The sequence below is a fragment of the Bombilactobacillus mellifer genome (genome assembly GCF_000970795.1).
Classification (GTDB): domain Bacteria; phylum Bacillota; class Bacilli; order Lactobacillales; family Lactobacillaceae; genus Bombilactobacillus; species Bombilactobacillus mellifer.
On record NZ_KQ034028.1, the window covers coordinates 116735 to 133031 of the forward strand.

At 42.0% G+C, this 16297-nt stretch carries 16 protein-coding genes; 9 read left to right on the forward strand and 7 right to left on the reverse strand.

All coding sequences use genetic code 11. The features are described 5' to 3' along the window. Positions 1–9: 9 nt before the first annotated feature. The 6 genes from JG30_RS00520 to JG30_RS00545 form a co-directional block, all read right to left on the reverse strand. Positions 10–843 carry a class II fructose-bisphosphate aldolase gene (locus tag JG30_RS00520; protein ID WP_046315249.1) on the reverse strand — a complete coding sequence of 278 codons (834 nt, stop codon included), beginning with the start codon at positions 841–843 and terminating at the stop codon, positions 10–12. Positions 844–854: 11 nt separating this feature from the next. Further along, the gene (locus JG30_RS00525) at positions 855–1712 is read right to left on the reverse strand and encodes an L-ribulose-5-phosphate 3-epimerase (RefSeq protein WP_046315251.1); all 858 of its coding nucleotides are present in this window, start codon (positions 1710–1712) and stop codon (positions 855–857) included. Next, positions 1709–3280 (reverse strand): FGGY-family carbohydrate kinase, encoded by a 1572-nt coding sequence (locus JG30_RS00530; protein WP_046315253.1) that lies wholly within the window; start codon positions 3278–3280, stop codon positions 1709–1711. Before JG30_RS00530 ends, JG30_RS00525 begins: the two co-directional genes overlap by 4 nt. Positions 3281–3687: 407 nt before the next feature. Beyond that, on the reverse strand, positions 3688–4272 hold the full coding sequence (locus JG30_RS00535; protein ID WP_046315255.1) for a glycerol-3-phosphate responsive antiterminator: 585 nt from the start codon (positions 4270–4272) through the stop codon (positions 3688–3690). A gap of 272 nt (positions 4273–4544) precedes the next feature. Then, positions 4545–4985 (reverse strand): universal stress protein, encoded by a 441-nt coding sequence (locus JG30_RS00540; protein WP_046315257.1) that lies wholly within the window; start codon positions 4983–4985, stop codon positions 4545–4547. 26 nt (positions 4986–5011) lie between these two features. Then, positions 5012–6592, reverse strand: coding sequence for an Nramp family divalent metal transporter (locus JG30_RS00545; protein ID WP_046315259.1), 1581 nt, complete (start codon positions 6590–6592; stop codon positions 5012–5014). A gap of 275 nt (positions 6593–6867) precedes the next feature. Here JG30_RS00545 and JG30_RS00550 point away from each other — a divergent pair, with 275 nt between their 5' ends. The 9 genes from JG30_RS00550 to JG30_RS00590 are packed head-to-tail and all read left to right on the forward strand — an operon-like array spanning position 6868 to position 15259. Beyond that, positions 6868–7713 carry a class II aldolase gene (locus JG30_RS00550; RefSeq protein ID WP_046315261.1) on the forward strand — a complete coding sequence of 282 codons (846 nt, stop codon included), beginning with the start codon at positions 6868–6870 and terminating at the stop codon, positions 7711–7713. Between the two features lie 26 nt (positions 7714–7739). Beyond that, positions 7740–9623 (forward strand): BglG family transcription antiterminator, encoded by a 1884-nt coding sequence (locus JG30_RS00555; protein ID WP_046315263.1) that lies wholly within the window; start codon positions 7740–7742, stop codon positions 9621–9623. A 16-nt stretch (positions 9624–9639) separates the two neighbouring features. Next, positions 9640–10047: a PTS sugar transporter subunit IIA gene (locus JG30_RS00560; RefSeq protein ID WP_046315265.1), complete on the forward strand. Its 408-nt coding sequence runs from the start codon at positions 9640–9642 to the stop codon at positions 10045–10047. Between the two features lie 12 nt (positions 10048–10059). Then, on the forward strand, positions 10060–10536 hold the full coding sequence (locus JG30_RS00565) for a PTS sugar transporter subunit IIB (protein ID WP_046315267.1): 477 nt from the start codon (positions 10060–10062) through the stop codon (positions 10534–10536). Between the two features lie 13 nt (positions 10537–10549). Then, positions 10550–11326, forward strand: coding sequence for a PTS mannose/fructose/sorbose/N-acetylgalactosamine transporter subunit IIC (locus JG30_RS00570; protein WP_046315269.1), 777 nt, complete (start codon positions 10550–10552; stop codon positions 11324–11326). Further along, complete coding sequence (locus JG30_RS00575; RefSeq protein ID WP_245626278.1) at positions 11319–12164, forward strand: PTS system mannose/fructose/sorbose family transporter subunit IID; 846 nt, start codon at positions 11319–11321, stop codon at positions 12162–12164. Before JG30_RS00570 ends, JG30_RS00575 begins: the two co-directional genes overlap by 8 nt. Before the next feature lie 22 nt (positions 12165–12186). Beyond that, positions 12187–13230, forward strand: a complete 1044-nt coding sequence (locus tag JG30_RS00580; RefSeq protein ID WP_046315273.1) for a zinc-dependent alcohol dehydrogenase — start codon at positions 12187–12189, stop codon at positions 13228–13230. A 14-nt stretch (positions 13231–13244) separates the two neighbouring features. After that, the gene (locus JG30_RS00585; RefSeq protein ID WP_046315275.1) at positions 13245–14723 is read left to right on the forward strand and encodes a xylulokinase; all 1479 of its coding nucleotides are present in this window, start codon (positions 13245–13247) and stop codon (positions 14721–14723) included. Continuing rightward, positions 14720–15259: a hypothetical protein gene (locus JG30_RS00590; protein WP_046315276.1), complete on the forward strand. Its 540-nt coding sequence runs from the start codon at positions 14720–14722 to the stop codon at positions 15257–15259. Before JG30_RS00585 ends, JG30_RS00590 begins: the two co-directional genes overlap by 4 nt. Positions 15260–15330: 71 nt before the next feature. On the opposite strand, the gene JG30_RS00595 is transcribed toward JG30_RS00590, so the two are convergent. Further along, a complete protein-coding gene (locus JG30_RS00595; RefSeq protein ID WP_046315277.1) occupies positions 15331–16167 on the reverse strand; it encodes an aldo/keto reductase in 837 nt (278 codons plus the stop codon). Between the last annotated feature and the right edge of the window lie 130 nt (positions 16168–16297).

Consider the following 16297-nt stretch of genomic DNA (forward strand, 5'->3'; position numbering starts at 1 on the left):
GTTTCACCTCTAAACTTCGTATTGATATTTGTGGGTTTCAAAGATTTCAAAATAATGCTCCGCCAATTGTTGGATTTGGTCTCGTTGAGCCTGGGCCATGGCAGGTTCATCCGGAAAAGTTTGACTCCGTGTGGCAGCTAAAGAAGCGTTAGCCAAGTCGGTATAAATATTAACTTTTGTAATACCAGAGCGAACGGCCTGATTTAAATTCTCATCGCCCGACGACGAGCCGCCGTGCAACACTAGTGGAATCGCTACTTGGGCGCGTAGTTCTTGTAACCGGTCAAAATTCAAGCGCGGTGTTCCCTGAGCATAGACCCCATGCGAAGTGCCAATGGAAACGGCCAAAGAATCAACTTGCGTTTGTTGGGCAAAAGAAGTAGCCGCAGCTGTTTCTGTATATAAGCTATTATCAGTGGATTGGTTAGTGCCCACATGCCCAATTTCGGCTTCGACGGCGACACCACGTTGATGGGCAAATTTAACAATATCTTGTGTGATTTGAACATTATCGGCAAAAGTGTGATCAGAAGCATCAATCATTACCGAGGTAAAGCCATGTTCAATGCCCCATTTAATGATTTTTGGATCTGTACCATGATCTAAGTGTAAGACCACGGGAACTTGGGCTTGGGCGCCAAAATGTAGTCCGAGAGCTAAAGCATCGTTAATTGTGATTTGCGGAGAATGTTTTTGGGCCCAAGCACAGATCACCGGCAAATTTAATTTTTCGGCGGCCGCAATTTCGGCACGTAAGGAGTTGCTGTCCCAATAGTTGAAATGCGGAATAGCGTATCCTTGCTTGCGCGCGTTTTTTAAGAGAGTCCCAGATGTAATAAGCATTGTTTCCTCCTTTAGTTGGAAAAATATCGATTTAAATAAGATAATAAAAAATTTTTCGCTGTAATAATTTGTTCTTGATAAGGCTCATGCACTTGAGCCCATCTTTCAATGACCCAAGGTCCTTGATAATTTAGGCGGTGTAGTAATTTCATACAACCATCAAAATCCACATCCCCTTGACCATAGGGCACATTACGAAACTGACCCTGGCCATCACGACTGACATAGCGAGCATCTTTAAAGTGGATTTCGGTGATTTGGCCAATGCCGCGTTCGATTTCGGAACCGACATTATTTTCTTCCCACGCAGTTAAGTTCCCCAAATCTAAATAAATTTTTAACCAGGGCGAAGCAATTTGGGATATTAGTTTTTGAATGACTGAGATGTTTTTAGCAAAACTATCGTCCATCGTTTCAATGGAAAGCATGACTTCTTGCTGGGCGGCGTAATCAGCACAAATTTGTAAACTTTCCAGATAATTCTCCCGCGTTAAAATAGTTTTAGGAGCTTGAAAGACGTCATATCCTGAAATTAAAATATTTCGGGCTCCCAGATCTGCCGCTAAATCAATAGCTTTCTGAAGGATATTTCGGCCTTGTCTGCGGATAGAGTCTGTGGGCGAGCCTAGAGGATATTGACGGTTGGCACTAACACATAACGATTGAATACGGATTTTATGGGCAAATAAAAAATTGACTAATTGTTGGCGTTGAGAGCGATCCCATGCCAGCCGTTGTAAACGATGAGGATTTTCATCAATGCTTAATTGCAGATAGTCAAATCCGAGTTGTTGACAAAGGGTTAATTTTTGAGTTAATGGCACCTGCAGTGGAATCGCTTTTTCGTATAATCCAATAGGAGACTTCATTGCAGATCACCCGGTTGTCTTGAAGTGTTGGCCGCCAGTTGGGTAACTTGTTGCATCCAAGGTGCCAACAATGGGTAAATTTGCGAATAAGCCGCAAAATATTGTTGGTAGCGCTGGTGGTTGGCGGCAATAGGTTCAATAAAGCGCTCATAGTGCACCATAGCATCTACGGCGGTGAAAATGTCTTGATAACTCCCGGCCGCAACGGCAGCTAAAATTGCGGCGCCTAGACAAGGAGCTTCCAACTGTTGCGGTATTTGCAACGGCATATTGGCCACATCCGCATGAATTTGTAAAAATAAGTCATTATGAGCGGCGCCACCACAAACAATAATCTTTGTAGGTGTAAAGCCGTGCTGTTGAAAGGTTTGAATAATATTGGAGGTTCCATAAGCAATGCCTTCTAAAATGGAACGATAAATTTCCCCACGTGTCGTGCTTAAGGATAAGCCGTACAGTAATCCCCGAATATTGCCATCGGTATAGGGGGAGCGGTTACCTTGCCAAAAATCGGTCATGATCAGGCCATTGGAACCGGGCGGAATTTGTTGGGCTTCGGCATTTAACAGCTCGAAGATCGATGTCTTTTGCTTTTCGGCAGTAATAAGGAGATCAGGGCATAAATTCTGAATAAACCAATTGGTGATGGAGCCAGTCGATATTTGTCCGCCTTCAATTAAATTCAAGCCCGGTGTGATGCTATTGGTATAAGTACCCCAAATCCCGGATTGATGAATATTTTGTTTGGTGACGGCAAACAAGAGATGCGAAGTCCCGGTGACTAAAGCGGTTTCATTTTCGTGAATTGCTCCCATGCCAATCATCCCCACATTGGCATCCACTCCGCCTTGACCGACGATGGTCCCGGGCAGTAATCCCAGCTGCTGGGCTGCCTCAAGGCTCAAGGTTCCTAAGAGATCACCTAAGCGATTAATATTCTGTGGGAATTTAGTAAAAACATCCCCTACACCCATGCGTTCATAAAAACTAGTAGGCCAACCACCTGCATTTTCGTCATAAAACCACCGCAAAGAAATATTGTTAAGATTACAAGCCCACTGCTGCGTTAGTTTATAGCCTAACCAATCGGCAGCTTCGCAAATGCGGGCGGCCTTTTTATAAAGCTCTGGCTGCTGTTCTTTTAACCACATAATTTTGGGCAGCATCCATTCTGGCGACACACGGCCATAACCGGTAATTCTTAAAGTAGGGTCGTGACTGTGAGAAATGCGCTCAGCCTGCGCTGTAGCCCGTAAATCCATCCACAAAATGGCATTTCTTAAGGGCTCGGCGTTTTGATCGCAAGCTACGACGGTGCAACTAGTCACATCATAGCTTACTCCCAAGATATCCTGGGGAGCAAGATGTGCCATGTGGCGGGCTCGTTGCGCTGCTTTCCCCAAGGCTTGCCACCATTCAGCAGGAGATTGCTCGGCCCAACCATTATGTGGAATCATCGTAGTTAAATTCTCGGTGGCAAAAGACAGTTGCTGACCTTGTAAATCAAAAATACCTACCCGGACACCGTTAGTACCATAGTCAATACCCATTACATATTTGGTTTTCATAGTAGTTATCCTTTCATCAGCCGCATTTTTTGAAAATTTCCAAAATTAGACTGACAATCTTATCTGTTCCGGTTATATGTCAACGCTGTCCCATAAGTGACCAGGGTAAGGCGGCTGGGCGGGGCTTGTCAGTAGTGAGAAACGGGCTATTTGGTTGACAAGAGTTAGTGAGCAATACCAAGCTAGTGTCTCGTTGGAAGTAATAATCGGAGCACAATGATGTTCCACGTTAAATAATTGATTTATTGAGAAGTGTGTCAAAGTTCATTACTAGGTGGTAGAAAAGTCTTTACAATCGAAGGTCAAAGAATTGTGCGCAACCATAAAAAATGGCGCTCACTTCTTGAAATCGTCTGTTGCCAGCAGTTTGGCTCTGTGATGCGGGCCAAGGCTTAGGTGCGTGCCAGCTACTTACCGTGCTGTTGAGCAGAATGAGGCTGGAGAGTGGGCCAAACACGCACATCGCTGGAGTCCACCGCCTGGAAACCACAATCGAAAATCTGTGTTATTAAAGCTTGATCACGGATAAAGCCGCCTGCAATCAAATGGGAATGCACAAAAATCTTTTGTAATAATTTCACCTCCTTTAAAGCATTAATTGCCGGCAAAACTTCAATCGTGCTAAAGTCATTATTCAGTAAGATTTGTTGACTGCGTTTTAAAGAAATAGAGTCTACTAAAAATAAGCGATAGACCACTTGTAAGTTACAGCTTTGAGCCATGACGAGGGCCTTAGCATTGGCAGAGACAATGCCATCCACTTGATATTCATTTTTGAGCAGTTTTAAGCCCTCTTTGTCTGGCTTAAAACCATCCATAAATTCAATATGTACATAAACTTGTTTGTGATGTTTATGTAACAGCTGGACAATGGCTTTGAGATTACAGATATTAGCTTTCATCAAAAACACTACGGGTGCTGGTGTTTGGCAAGCAGGTTGTAATTTTTTTAAATCATCAATAGCTGGAATAATATATTGTTTGAGATCCATAGCCGCTCCTTTATTTCTTGTAGGGGCCAAGCAACAAAAAAATCCAAAAATACTGCCTAAAAGCAATAATTTTGGATTTTCTTACTCTTTATCCGCTTGATATTCATTTTTACTAACCCAACTACAATATAATGGGTCGAAATAGTAATGTCAAGATAATTTTGGTTCACAGTTTGAGAGGCGATCAAGTTCTAGTGACTCATGATAAAACCACAGACCTCGTTGTCATGTACAACGGTGCCTGTGGTCGCAAAAATCAAGTTGACCAGAAACTAACGAATAACTAAAACAGAAATGGGGGCTCTTTTTGCCATATAAGCGGCTTGACTCCCAAAAAAGCGCTGGGGTCCTTTTTTATCTAAGGAGCCAATGATCAATAAGTCAGGCTGATATTGAGGAATGATGTCTTCCACAATCTTTTCGCCCGGGTTACCTTCGCTGATAATACCGCGGACATCTTGAACCCCGGCTGCTTGAGCAGTGGCGATATATTGTTGCAAATCTTTTTCGACATCTTCACGTTTATTTCGAACGTAATCATCATTTAAAGCTTCATAAACATTCATTGTCTGTTTTTCAAAGATGGAGACAATGAGTAATTGCGCGTGAGTTTGTTGGGCACGCCGAATCGCGAAATGAAAGGCTTTTTGGGCATCTGCCGACTGATCTACACCCACTAAAATACGTTGAAAATTATCTTCTGTTTCTGTCATGGTTGTCGCCTCTTTCAAATAAAACCCTACTCTTCTTGAGCTGCTGCTTTGGTTGCTTGTTCTTGTTCAAAGCGTTTGTTACCAAGATATAGTTCGACGATGGTCCAAATTAATAATGCTAAAACAGCCACAATAATAATATAAGCAATGATGTGCGCAGTTTGAATTTGGCTAGCAGTGGCTTTGTCGCCATAAAAATCGGCGATGGAATCTGGCAAACCAAGTAAGTTTAAATATGTTAATCCGATTACAGAAACCCAGCCAAATAATTTGACCCACCACGAATTGGAAAAACGCTCGCCCATTTCGACTTTACTATCCGTAAACATCAAGAGGGGCAACATAGAAAATGGTAAAGCAAACGCTAAGAAAACCTGAGAATTATTCATTAAGTTATTGAGCGCTTCGTGTTCTTCAATAGGTGGTTTGTTGCTGGTTAAAAGCACACAGATAAGCACGGGAATCACCGAAATCAACCGCGTAACCAGCCGCCGCAGCCATAAAGGCATCCGCATGTGAATGAAACCTTCCATAATGACTTGCCCCGTTAAAGTACCCGTGATGGTGGAATTTTGACCAGAAGCCAATAAAGCCACTGCAAAGAGGGTAGATAAAATACCAGTCCGGGCAACGTCTGCTAAAATACCGTTGCTTAGTTTGGAAGTGTCAGATAACGCTTGATATAAACCGAAGAAAGAAGGATCTTCCACAGTACCGGATTTGAACACAGCCACACCGGTAATTAATAGCAATGCATTTACGAAAAAGGCAAAGGTTAATTGAATATTGGAGTCCCAAGCAGAGAATTTAACAGCATTAGCGACATCTTCAATATCATCATGATCAATTTTCCGTGTTTGCGAAATAGAAGAATGGAGATACAAGTTATGCGGCATTACTGTGGCGCCGATAATTCCTAACGCTCCGGACAGCGGTGTTTGTCCACCAATATGCGGGTGTGTAGCTATGGTTTGTGTGGTTGGAACTAAACCTTCAATGACCATACCCCAATTTGGATCGGACAAAAGCACTTGATACACGAAGATAAATAAAATCACCATGATCAATGCGACGACAATTGCTTCAATTTTCCGAAAACCAATTTTCGTGAGCAACAATAAGAGCAAAACATCAAAGACGGTAATGAACACGGCAATTACCAGGGGAATATTAAATAAAAGATATAACGCAATCGCGCCCCCGATAACTTCGGCAATATCCGTCGCCATGATGGCTAACTCGGTCAAAATCCAGAGAACAATTCCTAAAGTTTTACTTGTCCGTGCACGAATGGCTTGGGCTAAGTCCATTTGCGTCACAATTCCTAGTTTAGCTGCCATGTACTGTAAAAGCATCGCAATCAAACTCGAAATTAAGATAACAGACATTAATAAATATTGGAAATTTTGCCCACCAGTGATCGAAGTGGACCAATTACCAGGATCCATATACCCGACAGCTACCAAGGCGCCTGGTCCGGAATAAGCAAATAAGGTGCGCCAAAAGCCCTTACCCTTCGGAACTTCCACGGTACCATTGATTTCTTCCAGTGAAGGGCCGTTGGCATATTCTATTAAGTGGTGTTTTTTCTTAGTGTTTTCAACCACAAGAATTCCTCCTAATCTTTTACTGAAATCATCATACTCCTTCTTTCAGTAAAATTAAACAAAAATTTAGGTATACTTAATTCTCGAGAATAATGTTTTGTCAATTTTAGAGAATAGGGCTCTTCACCGCGCAATTTGGCGGTTGAAGCGGGTGTTTTCTGGCGAGCATAATCAAAAAGTGCATGAAATATCCTGCAATTAGTTCGTTCTGCCACCACTTTTTTTTACCTTATAGTAATCATATAAAAGTTAGTTATAAGGAAAGGTGGTCTCCAATGCAGTTAGTTAATGGTTATACTTTAATGAAGTATGCACAGCAACACCAATTGGTTTTACCAGCGTTTAATACAACCGATTATGAAATGACGTTGGCGATTGTGCAAGCATTCAATAAAAAGCAGCTGGGAGGTTACATTCAGATTTCTTCGCATAATTTAAAGTTCTCGAATCCTCAAATTATTGCAGATATGACGCGTTCAGTCATGGAGCGGGAAGAAGTCCAAGTTCCAATCAGTTTACACTTAGATCATGGCAAAAGTTTTGCAGATGTCCAGGCCTGTATTGATGCCGGCTTCACTTCGATTATGGTGGATGCTTCCCAATTACCCTATGAAGAAAATATCAAAGAAGTACGTCACGCCTGTGAGTATGCGCACTTTTTTGGTATTCCCGTAGAAGCTGAACTAGGCGGAATCAAGGGTAAGGAAGATGATATAGTCTCCGATGTGAATGCGAAAACACATCCGGAAGATGTAGTCCATTTTGTAGAAGCAACTCATTGTGATCTCTTGGCCGTGGCTGTAGGGAATGTCCATGGTCTCAATTTGGCACCTAATTTGGACTTTGACTTATTACATCAAATTGCCCAGGTTTCACCCGTACCTTTAGTGTTGCATGGAGGATCAGGTATTCCATTCGATCAGGTGCGGCAAGCTAAAAAAGCGCAATTGCTCAAAGTGAACTATGGTTCCGACTTACGGCAAGCTTATATCCAAGCCTTCGGCCAAGCCTATGATGCTAATCACAAGGAATTCAATTTAGTCGATGTGGCACAAGCAGGAGTTGACCGAGTGGTGCAAACAGCCGAAAAGATTATTCATGAGGTGAATGAAGTTTCTTAAGCAAAATAGAAATTGAGGTGACTTTGATGTTAAATATCCGGCAGCAAAAGATTTTGAGTGAATTTTATCAATTTTCCTCAATATATTTAACATCAACTCATTTTGCAAAAGAATTAGATGTTAGTTTACGCACCATTCAAACGGATTTGAAACAAATTAGACAATGTTTAGCAGCGGATCATTTTGCGGTGCTCAAATCGGTGCCCTCTAAAGGCAGTTATTTAGAGATTTTGGATCTACCGGCATGTCAGCGCTTTATGCAAAGTTTGTCGGCCACCAAAAGTTCCAGCGAGCAATCCCAACGTGTCCGGGAATTATGTAGTTTCTTGTTAAATCAGCACCGAGCTTGTAGTAAACAAAAATTATGTACCCAGCTATACGTAACTTCTTCGACCTTAACGTTGGATTTAAATAAAGCAGCGACTATTTTTAAAAAATATCAGTTACAGTTGCAGCGCTCTTCACATCAAGGAATTAAAGTGGTTGGCAGTGAGGTGAATAAACGGCAGTGCCTTTTAAAGTTGGGTTTGATGGAAGCGCCTTCACAACCAACTCAAATGGCGCGGCAAGCCGTGATTAAGCGTATCGTGATTCAAGTATTATTAAAGCGGCATTATCAGATTTCTGATGCTTTATTTCAAAATTTGCTGGTGCATATTGATATTTCGATGACCCGGATTCAAAGCGGCTTTCCGATTAAAACGACGCTTCCTTCATTGCAGCAACGCTTTCAGCGTGATTATGGGACCGCTACGGAAATTTTCAAACATTTGGAAAAGCAATTTTATTTTCAAGCGCCGGCAGGTGAGATTTTTAATTTAGCGATTTATCTAAATGGTAAAAGCGAATATGCCGTGAATAATTATATTTCGGCGGCCACGGATCAATTTATTTTGGCAGCTTTGCAGGAAATCAAGGAAAAATTTAACATTGATTTTTCGCAGCAATTGGATTTACGCCTCTCATTAGCTTTACATCTGATCCCTCTGTTTACCCGCGTGGAATTTGATTTACAAAATCAAAATCAATTATTAGATCAGATCAAACATTCCTATCCCTTGGCTTTCGATATTGCCGCTTATATGGGGTTATTAATTCAGAAGAAAATGCACAAAAAAGTGGAAGAAGGCGAAATTGCCTATTTAGCCATTTACTTTAATCAATATTTGACGGAGATTAACCATCTCTCCGGCCAATCCAAAATTTTAATTATTACTAATGTGAAGCGCAGTGAAGGTGTATTACTAAAACAACGTTTTATTACTTGGTTTGCCCAACAAATTGCCGTTTTAAAATTAGTTAATTTACAAGAATTGCCCAATTGCGATAGTGGACAGTTTGATGTCATTTTTACCACCGTTCAAACCCCACAAACGGAACAATTGGGGGCAATTGAGATTAGTTCTTATCCGGAAAGTACGGAATATTCCAAAATTAAACTGGCCATTGATGGCTTTAAAAGTGCCACAGAAATTATTAATCTCTTTTCGCCGAAGCGCTTTTTAGTAGGTAATTTTGCCAATAAAAAAGATGTTTTGCAGCAACTATGCCAAGTGTCGCAACCCCAGTTGACGCATAGTAAACAAAACTTAATGACCGCGGTGCAATTACGGGAGGAATTAGGGAGCAGCTATTTTGGTAATCAAGTGGCCTTACCACACCCCATTAATCCTTTTTCCATGTCGACATTAGTCTCTGTGGCCGTTATTAATAATCATTTGCAGTGGGATGAAGATGGTAATCAAGTTCATGTGGTGATGTTAGTAATTATTGAAAAAAATAATGCCAAGGTATTTCAACTATGGAATTATCTGGGGAAAGTCATTCAAGATCCCGATTTTACCAATCGGATTTTACGCCAGCCCACCTTTGAAAATTTTAAAACAGAATTAATTAATTTATTAGAATAAAGCGGAGATGATCAAATTGGAATTTATTTTAGTATCACATGGGGATCTGGCGAAAGGGATGTTAACTAGTGCGCAGATGATTGTGGGACCGCAAGCGCAAGTGGCTGCTTTCGGACTTTATCCACAAGAAGATGTGAGTACTTTGCGCCAACAAATTGTTACTTACTTACAACCCTTAGATGCCAATCAGATTATTTGTTTCACCGATCTGTTCAATGGCAGTCCGTGTAATGTGGTCACTTCTTTGATGGATCAGTATAACATTCGTCATTTAACAGGGATGAACTTGGCCTTGATTTTAGAAGCGTTTATGATGCGTCAAGATCCCCATAATAGTCGCGAAGATCTGTGTCACGCATTATTGCGGCAAGCACCACAAACTTTTGTCGATATTAATCAATTTTTAGATGAATCTAAAGAATAATGGAGAGAAAAAATGAGAAATATTGTGTTTACCCGAGTAGATGACCGGTTAATTCATGGCGAAGTTGTGACGGCGTGGGTGCCGGCCTATCGCATTAATCATATTCTGGTAATTGATGACGCTATTGCCAGTGATCAATTTCAAAAGCGAATTTTGAAATCGCTATCACCGACTAATGTGCGTGTGACCCCGCTATCGGTCGCCCAAGCCGGAAAATATCTCCAAGAAACTTTTAATGAAAAGGAACGGATTTTGCTGTTAAGTAAATCGCCAATTGTGTATCAACAGCTGGTGGAGCAGCAAGTACAGTTAAAAGAGGTCAATTTAGGCGGGATGGGAATCCGTGGGGAGCGGAAGACCTTTGTCAAAAATGTGGCGTGTGACGAACAAGAAATAGCAGCAATTAAGGATCTCATCGCACATAATGTTCATGTGTTTTATCAACTCGTGCCCGAACAACGAGTGATTGAGGTGCAAGATTTAGTCTAGGAGGTTGACAGCAATGACAATTATGCAGGCGTTTTTATGTGGCTTAGTCTATTACTTAGCCATTGGCAATATGCCTTTTGTCGGATTATGGACCTTACAACGCCCCTTAGTTTGCGGTTTAGTGACCGGTATTATTCTCGGCAAACCTTTAGTTGGGGCCATGACAGGAGCATCAATTAATTTAGTTTATTTAGGCTTTATTTCTGCCGGCGGTTCCATGCCCGCGGATATGGCATTGTCGGGTATCTTGGGAACGGCTTTTGCGATTACCGGCGGTTTGGATACCAAAACGGCATTGTCTTTAGCAGTACCGATTGGCTTATTAGGAACGATCGTTTGGTATGCGCGAATGACTTATGGTTCCATCTTTGTGCACGTGGCAGATCGTTATATTGAAAAAGAACAATATCAAAAAATCTGGCGGGCCAATGTCTTGTACCCACAATTGTTAACGGCCTTAATTACCATTATTCCTTGTGGCTTAGCCGCTTATTTTGGTGCTAGTTATATCAATGGCTTTGTCCATGCTTTAGGAGGTACGGTGTTAACCATTTTTAAAGTGATCGGGGGCTTGATGCCGGCTTTAGGGATCGCAATTACTTTGCAATATATCTATAAAGAAGACGCGCGTGTCTTTTTATACTTGGGTTTTGTCTTAGCGACTTATTCCAAATTAGGTTTGCTGCCTTTAGGTGTAATTGCCGGTTTGGCGGCCGTGATTTATGTACAGTTAATAAGTAAAAAAACTTCCGCCAATCAATTAGATGAAGAAGGTGAAGATTTTGACTAAAACTTCAACACCAAAACCAACAGCACCGTTAATTAGTAAACGCCAATTATTTAAATCTTGGCTCATTTGGGAAAATTTTCCCCAGACCTGCTATAACTACGAAAGAATGATGGGTCAAGCCATTGCCCATGTCTTTGTACCGGTTTCGAAGAACTTTTATCCACACGATCCCGCCAAGAAAAAAGCCATGATGCAACGGGAAATTGAATTTTTTAACGTCCACGTGGAATTTGGTTCGGTGATTATCGGGATGATTATTGCGATGGAAGAACAAAAGGCCAAAGGTAAGGAAATTCCGGGAGAATTTATTACCAGTTTAAAAACTTCCATGATGGGACCATTATCCGGTGTAGGAGACACAATTTATCAAGGGGTACTTATTCCCATTTTGTTAGCAATTTGTATTGATATGACTTTAAAAGGCACCATTTGGGGATCCATTGTGTATTTTATTGCGATGTTGGCTTTTTCGTTTCTTTTTAGCTATTTCAATTTTATGTTTGGTTACAAAGCGGGCGCGGAAGCCGTCATGGATTTTTTGGAAAAAGGCATTCTCAATACAATTTTAAAAGGTGCCGAAGTAATGGGTTGCATGGTCATGGGCGGCTTAATTTCCAGTTATGTCAAAATCACGGTCCCTTTAAAAATTGTAACTTCGACACAAACGTTCCATATTCAAAAGCAGTTTTTGGATGTGATTATGCCTAATATTCTACCATTTGGCTTTACTTTATTAGCTTTGTTCTTACTTAAGCGGGGCTGGTCTTCCTTAAAAGTGATTGGCATGATGATTGTAGTAGGCGTTGTCGGTGGTCTGTTCGGCATTTTAGGAGCGTAAATAACGAAAGAAGGAGCCAATAATGAAAGTAATTATGGAATTAGGGCCGAAAAAAATCAGCCTACAGGAACAGCCGCAACCTCCAATTCAGGCTGACGAAATTTTGATGAAAGTTAAAATCAACGGTCTCTGTCAAAATGACGTGCGCGATTATACGGGAGATACGCAGTGGACTTATCCGCGCATTGGCGGGCATGAGTTTAGCGGTGAAATTGCACAAATCGGTGCGGCTGTGGACCCGGAACAATTTCATGTCGGAGATCATATTGTGAAGTATATTTTGCCAAATTGTGGCAATTGCTATTATTGCAAAACCCATCGGGAAAATTTATGCACCCAGATATATTCATCCCCGACTTTTCATAATGATACCGGGATTTCCGGTTTTTTGGGGATGTCGCAATATATAGCAGTCAAAGCTACCGATGTCTTTACTTATCCACAAACCACGAGCTTTATTGATATGGCTTTTACTGAACCCTTAGGCTGTGTGATTAATAGCGTGGAACGCGCTGACTTACATTTGGGTCAAGATGTATTAATTATTGGCGGTGGTGTGATGGGGCTTTTACATGTCTTAGTAGCGAAATTACAAGGTGTGCGCATTTTAGTTTCTGAGCCGGCAGCGGCCCGTCGCCAGCTGGCCCAACAATTAGGAGCTGATTTAGTGGTGGATCCTACTACAAGGGATGCTGCCGCTTGGGTACACGAGCAAACGCAGGGTCGCGGCGCCGATGTGGTTTTTAATACTACCGCCAATCCACAAATTGCGCAACAAGCATTAGCTTGCACTGCTTTTGGCGGACAAACATTTATGTTTAGTTCCTTACATCCTAATGATCCGGTGGCTGTGGATTTAGGCGCCGTTCACAGCCATGAAAAATTTATTAAGGGAACTGTCAGTCCGACGCGCAGCTCTTATTATCAAGCTACCCAATTAATTGCCAAGAAAATAGTGAATCCCCGGCCGCTATTGGATAGAATTTTTCCTTATCAAGAGGCGGTGGCGGCGTTTGAATATGCTTTGCGTCCCGAAACCTTAAAAACGATGATTAGTTTAGATTGAGGACTGCGATAGATATGACACAAAAATACTATATAGGTCTGGATTTAGGCTCTTCGGCTTTAAAAATGGTAGCAACTGATCAGCAATTGCAGGTAATTTATAACCAGCAGTATGCTTATTCATATGAGACGCTGGATTCTATGAGTCGAGAAATTGAACCCACGGTATGGCGGCACTTGATGTTGGACGGTCTGCGCGAACTATTTACACAACTGCCCGCAAGTGATTGTGCCGGTATTGGCCTTACTGGCCAGATGCACACAACAGTTTTTTTGAATGCTCAAGGCCAAAGCATTCGCCCGGCCATCATGTGGAATGATAATCGTACTAAAGCCTTGATTCCCCACTTGCGGCACCAATTAGCCCAAAATCCGGCAACACGCACCAATGCGCAAAGTATTTCTCCGGGCTCGCCTTTAGCTAACTTAGTCTGGTTACATCAATTTGAGCCGCGGCATTGGCAGCAAGTAGCACATGTTTTAATGCCGGTAGATTATTTGGTGTATTGTCTGACAGGGCAATATGTGACAGATTACTGTGAAGCTTCAACCACTTCATATTATGATTGGCAAACTCATCACTGGTCTTTGCCCATTCAACAAGAGTTTCACTTGCAAGCTAATTGGTTTCCCCGTATTTTACCAGCCAGTACGCTAGCCGGAGCGCTGACTGCAGTGGTCCAACAAACCTTACACATTCAAAAGCCGATCCCTGTGACTGTGGGCACGGGGGATAATGCCGCAACTACCTTCATTAACCGAGGTTTTAGTGATCAGCAGCCGCTGATTTCTTTAGGAACTTCCGGAGTCGTGATTATTCCTAACACCACTTCCACTTTGAAGCCGGTGGGCAAAAATGTTGTCGTGCAGATTACTCCGCAAAAGCGGTACCTTCTAACGCAAGGGACCATTCAAGCGGGCGCCCAATTAAATAGTTGGTGGGTAGAAAATATTTTGGGTACGCACAATTTTACGGCTGAACAGGAGCAAATTGCGCCCAGTCGCCTTGGTCAAAATCCCGTTTTGTTTTTTCCACATGTTAATGGTGAAAAAACGTTATTCGCTAATCCTAATTTACAAGGCAGTTTGGTGGGCTTGACTTTAGATGTGACACGTGCCGACTTATACCAGGCCATCCTAGAGGGAGTAGCTTTTGGAATTAAAATGTTATATGAACAAATGAAAAATCCCGTGGCTCCTCATTACTTTACTGCCGTAGGTGGCGGGACGCACAGCACGTTGTGGCTCACGATGATTGCTAATGTGTTGAATTTGCCCTTGCGTCGTTTACAACCTGTGCGCCAAACTGTCCAAGGCGCCGCGGCATTGGCGTTGCTAGCTACGGGCGGGCAATGGGAACAAATCCCCTTTCACCAGCAATTAATTCAACCAACCCCGCAATTAGCTGCACGTTATCAACAACAGTATCACCGTTATCAACATTTAACGACCACGATGATCAATTATTTTTCAACAAAGGAAGCTGAATTGTGAAACAATGCATTTTGTGCCACTGTCGGTTAGGATTAGTCAAATTTAAATCACGCGCAGGTTGGGTGTGCAAACAGTGTTATGCACTAGTCAGTTTGAATTACACGCAGACGATTACCAATTTAGATTGGCCCCAATTGCAAGCACTCTATCACCAGCAAACGGCCCGGCAAACTCTGGAACCGCAGGAATTTGTGATTACGCGGCGTATTAATCAATATATTTTGTTAGATGATACTCACCAGCTGCTGTGTTTACCCAATAATGTTAAATTTAGTGGTGCTGAATTAGCCCCGGAATATTTTCAGTATCATATGTTGCGCCAAAGTTATTTGGAACAGCAAACACGCACCCAAGCGTCTTTAGTCTGCAAAAATATTATTGTGCAGTTAAAGTTTCAAGATACGGCAACGGTGCAGCAGCGGGCGATTGTTTTAGTCCCAAAGCCAATCGATATCCACAGTCTGATTTATGCTACCCAATTAAAAGTGGCTCACCAGTTACTGGCGACCCTCCATCAAATTGCGACTCCATCTTAGATTTATAATCTAGTAAAAAGGATGTGACTACTTGCTAGCAGCCACATCCTTTTAATTATATAGTAAATTATTTAAAACTCTTCATATACGGCGGGATCCTGATTTTGCAGACGGCCATTCGGACGATCTAAATTGGTAATGGTCTGCATTTGAGCCGGAGATAATTCAAAATCAAACAGCTGGAGATTTTCCACTTGACGTTGAAAATGACTCGATTTGGGAATCGGCAGCACTTGTAATTGCGTTTCCCAACGTAAAATGACTTGACTCGGGCTACGATGCACCTCCGCAGCAATACCTTTAATGACCGGATCCTGTAATAAGGAACTGGCACGCCCAATAGGGCTCCAAGCCCAAGTGATAATTTGATGTTCTTGATCATACTGGCGCTGTTTTGGTTGAGAAAAATAAGGATGGAGTTCAATTTGATTGACGACAGGAGAAACACCAGTTTCTGCGATGAGACGATCAATATGTTCTGGTAAAAAGTTAGAAACGCCAATGGATTTCACTAATCCCAGCTGTTGAGCGGTAATCAGAGCTTGCCAAGCTTCGACGTAGAGGTCTTGGTGGGGATCAGGCCAATGAATTAAATAGAGATCATAATAATCTAAACCAGCTCGATATAAAGACTCTTGAATAGCTTGTAAAGCGGCTTGATAGTGATGATAACGTCCTGGCAGCTTGGAAGAAACTACAATTTGACTGCGATCGATAGGGCTTTGGCGAAGCGCTGCACCGACGGCACCTTCATTTTCATAATTATAGGCCGTGTCTAATAAACGATACCCGGCAGCCAACGCGGAAGTAATAGCATTGACCCCTAAGGCGCCATTTAATTTATAAGTACCAAAACCCACCGCCGGCAAAACTAATCCGTCTTGGGTAGTTAATTGGGGAATATTCATAAGAGACTCCTTTCCATAATAAATGATGCTTGTCCATAAATTTCTCTTTTAGTGTAGCATTAATTAACTGGTAAAAAATAGGGGAGAAGATTAATATTAAGCCAGTTTCCGTTGTGTCCATGGTAAAATA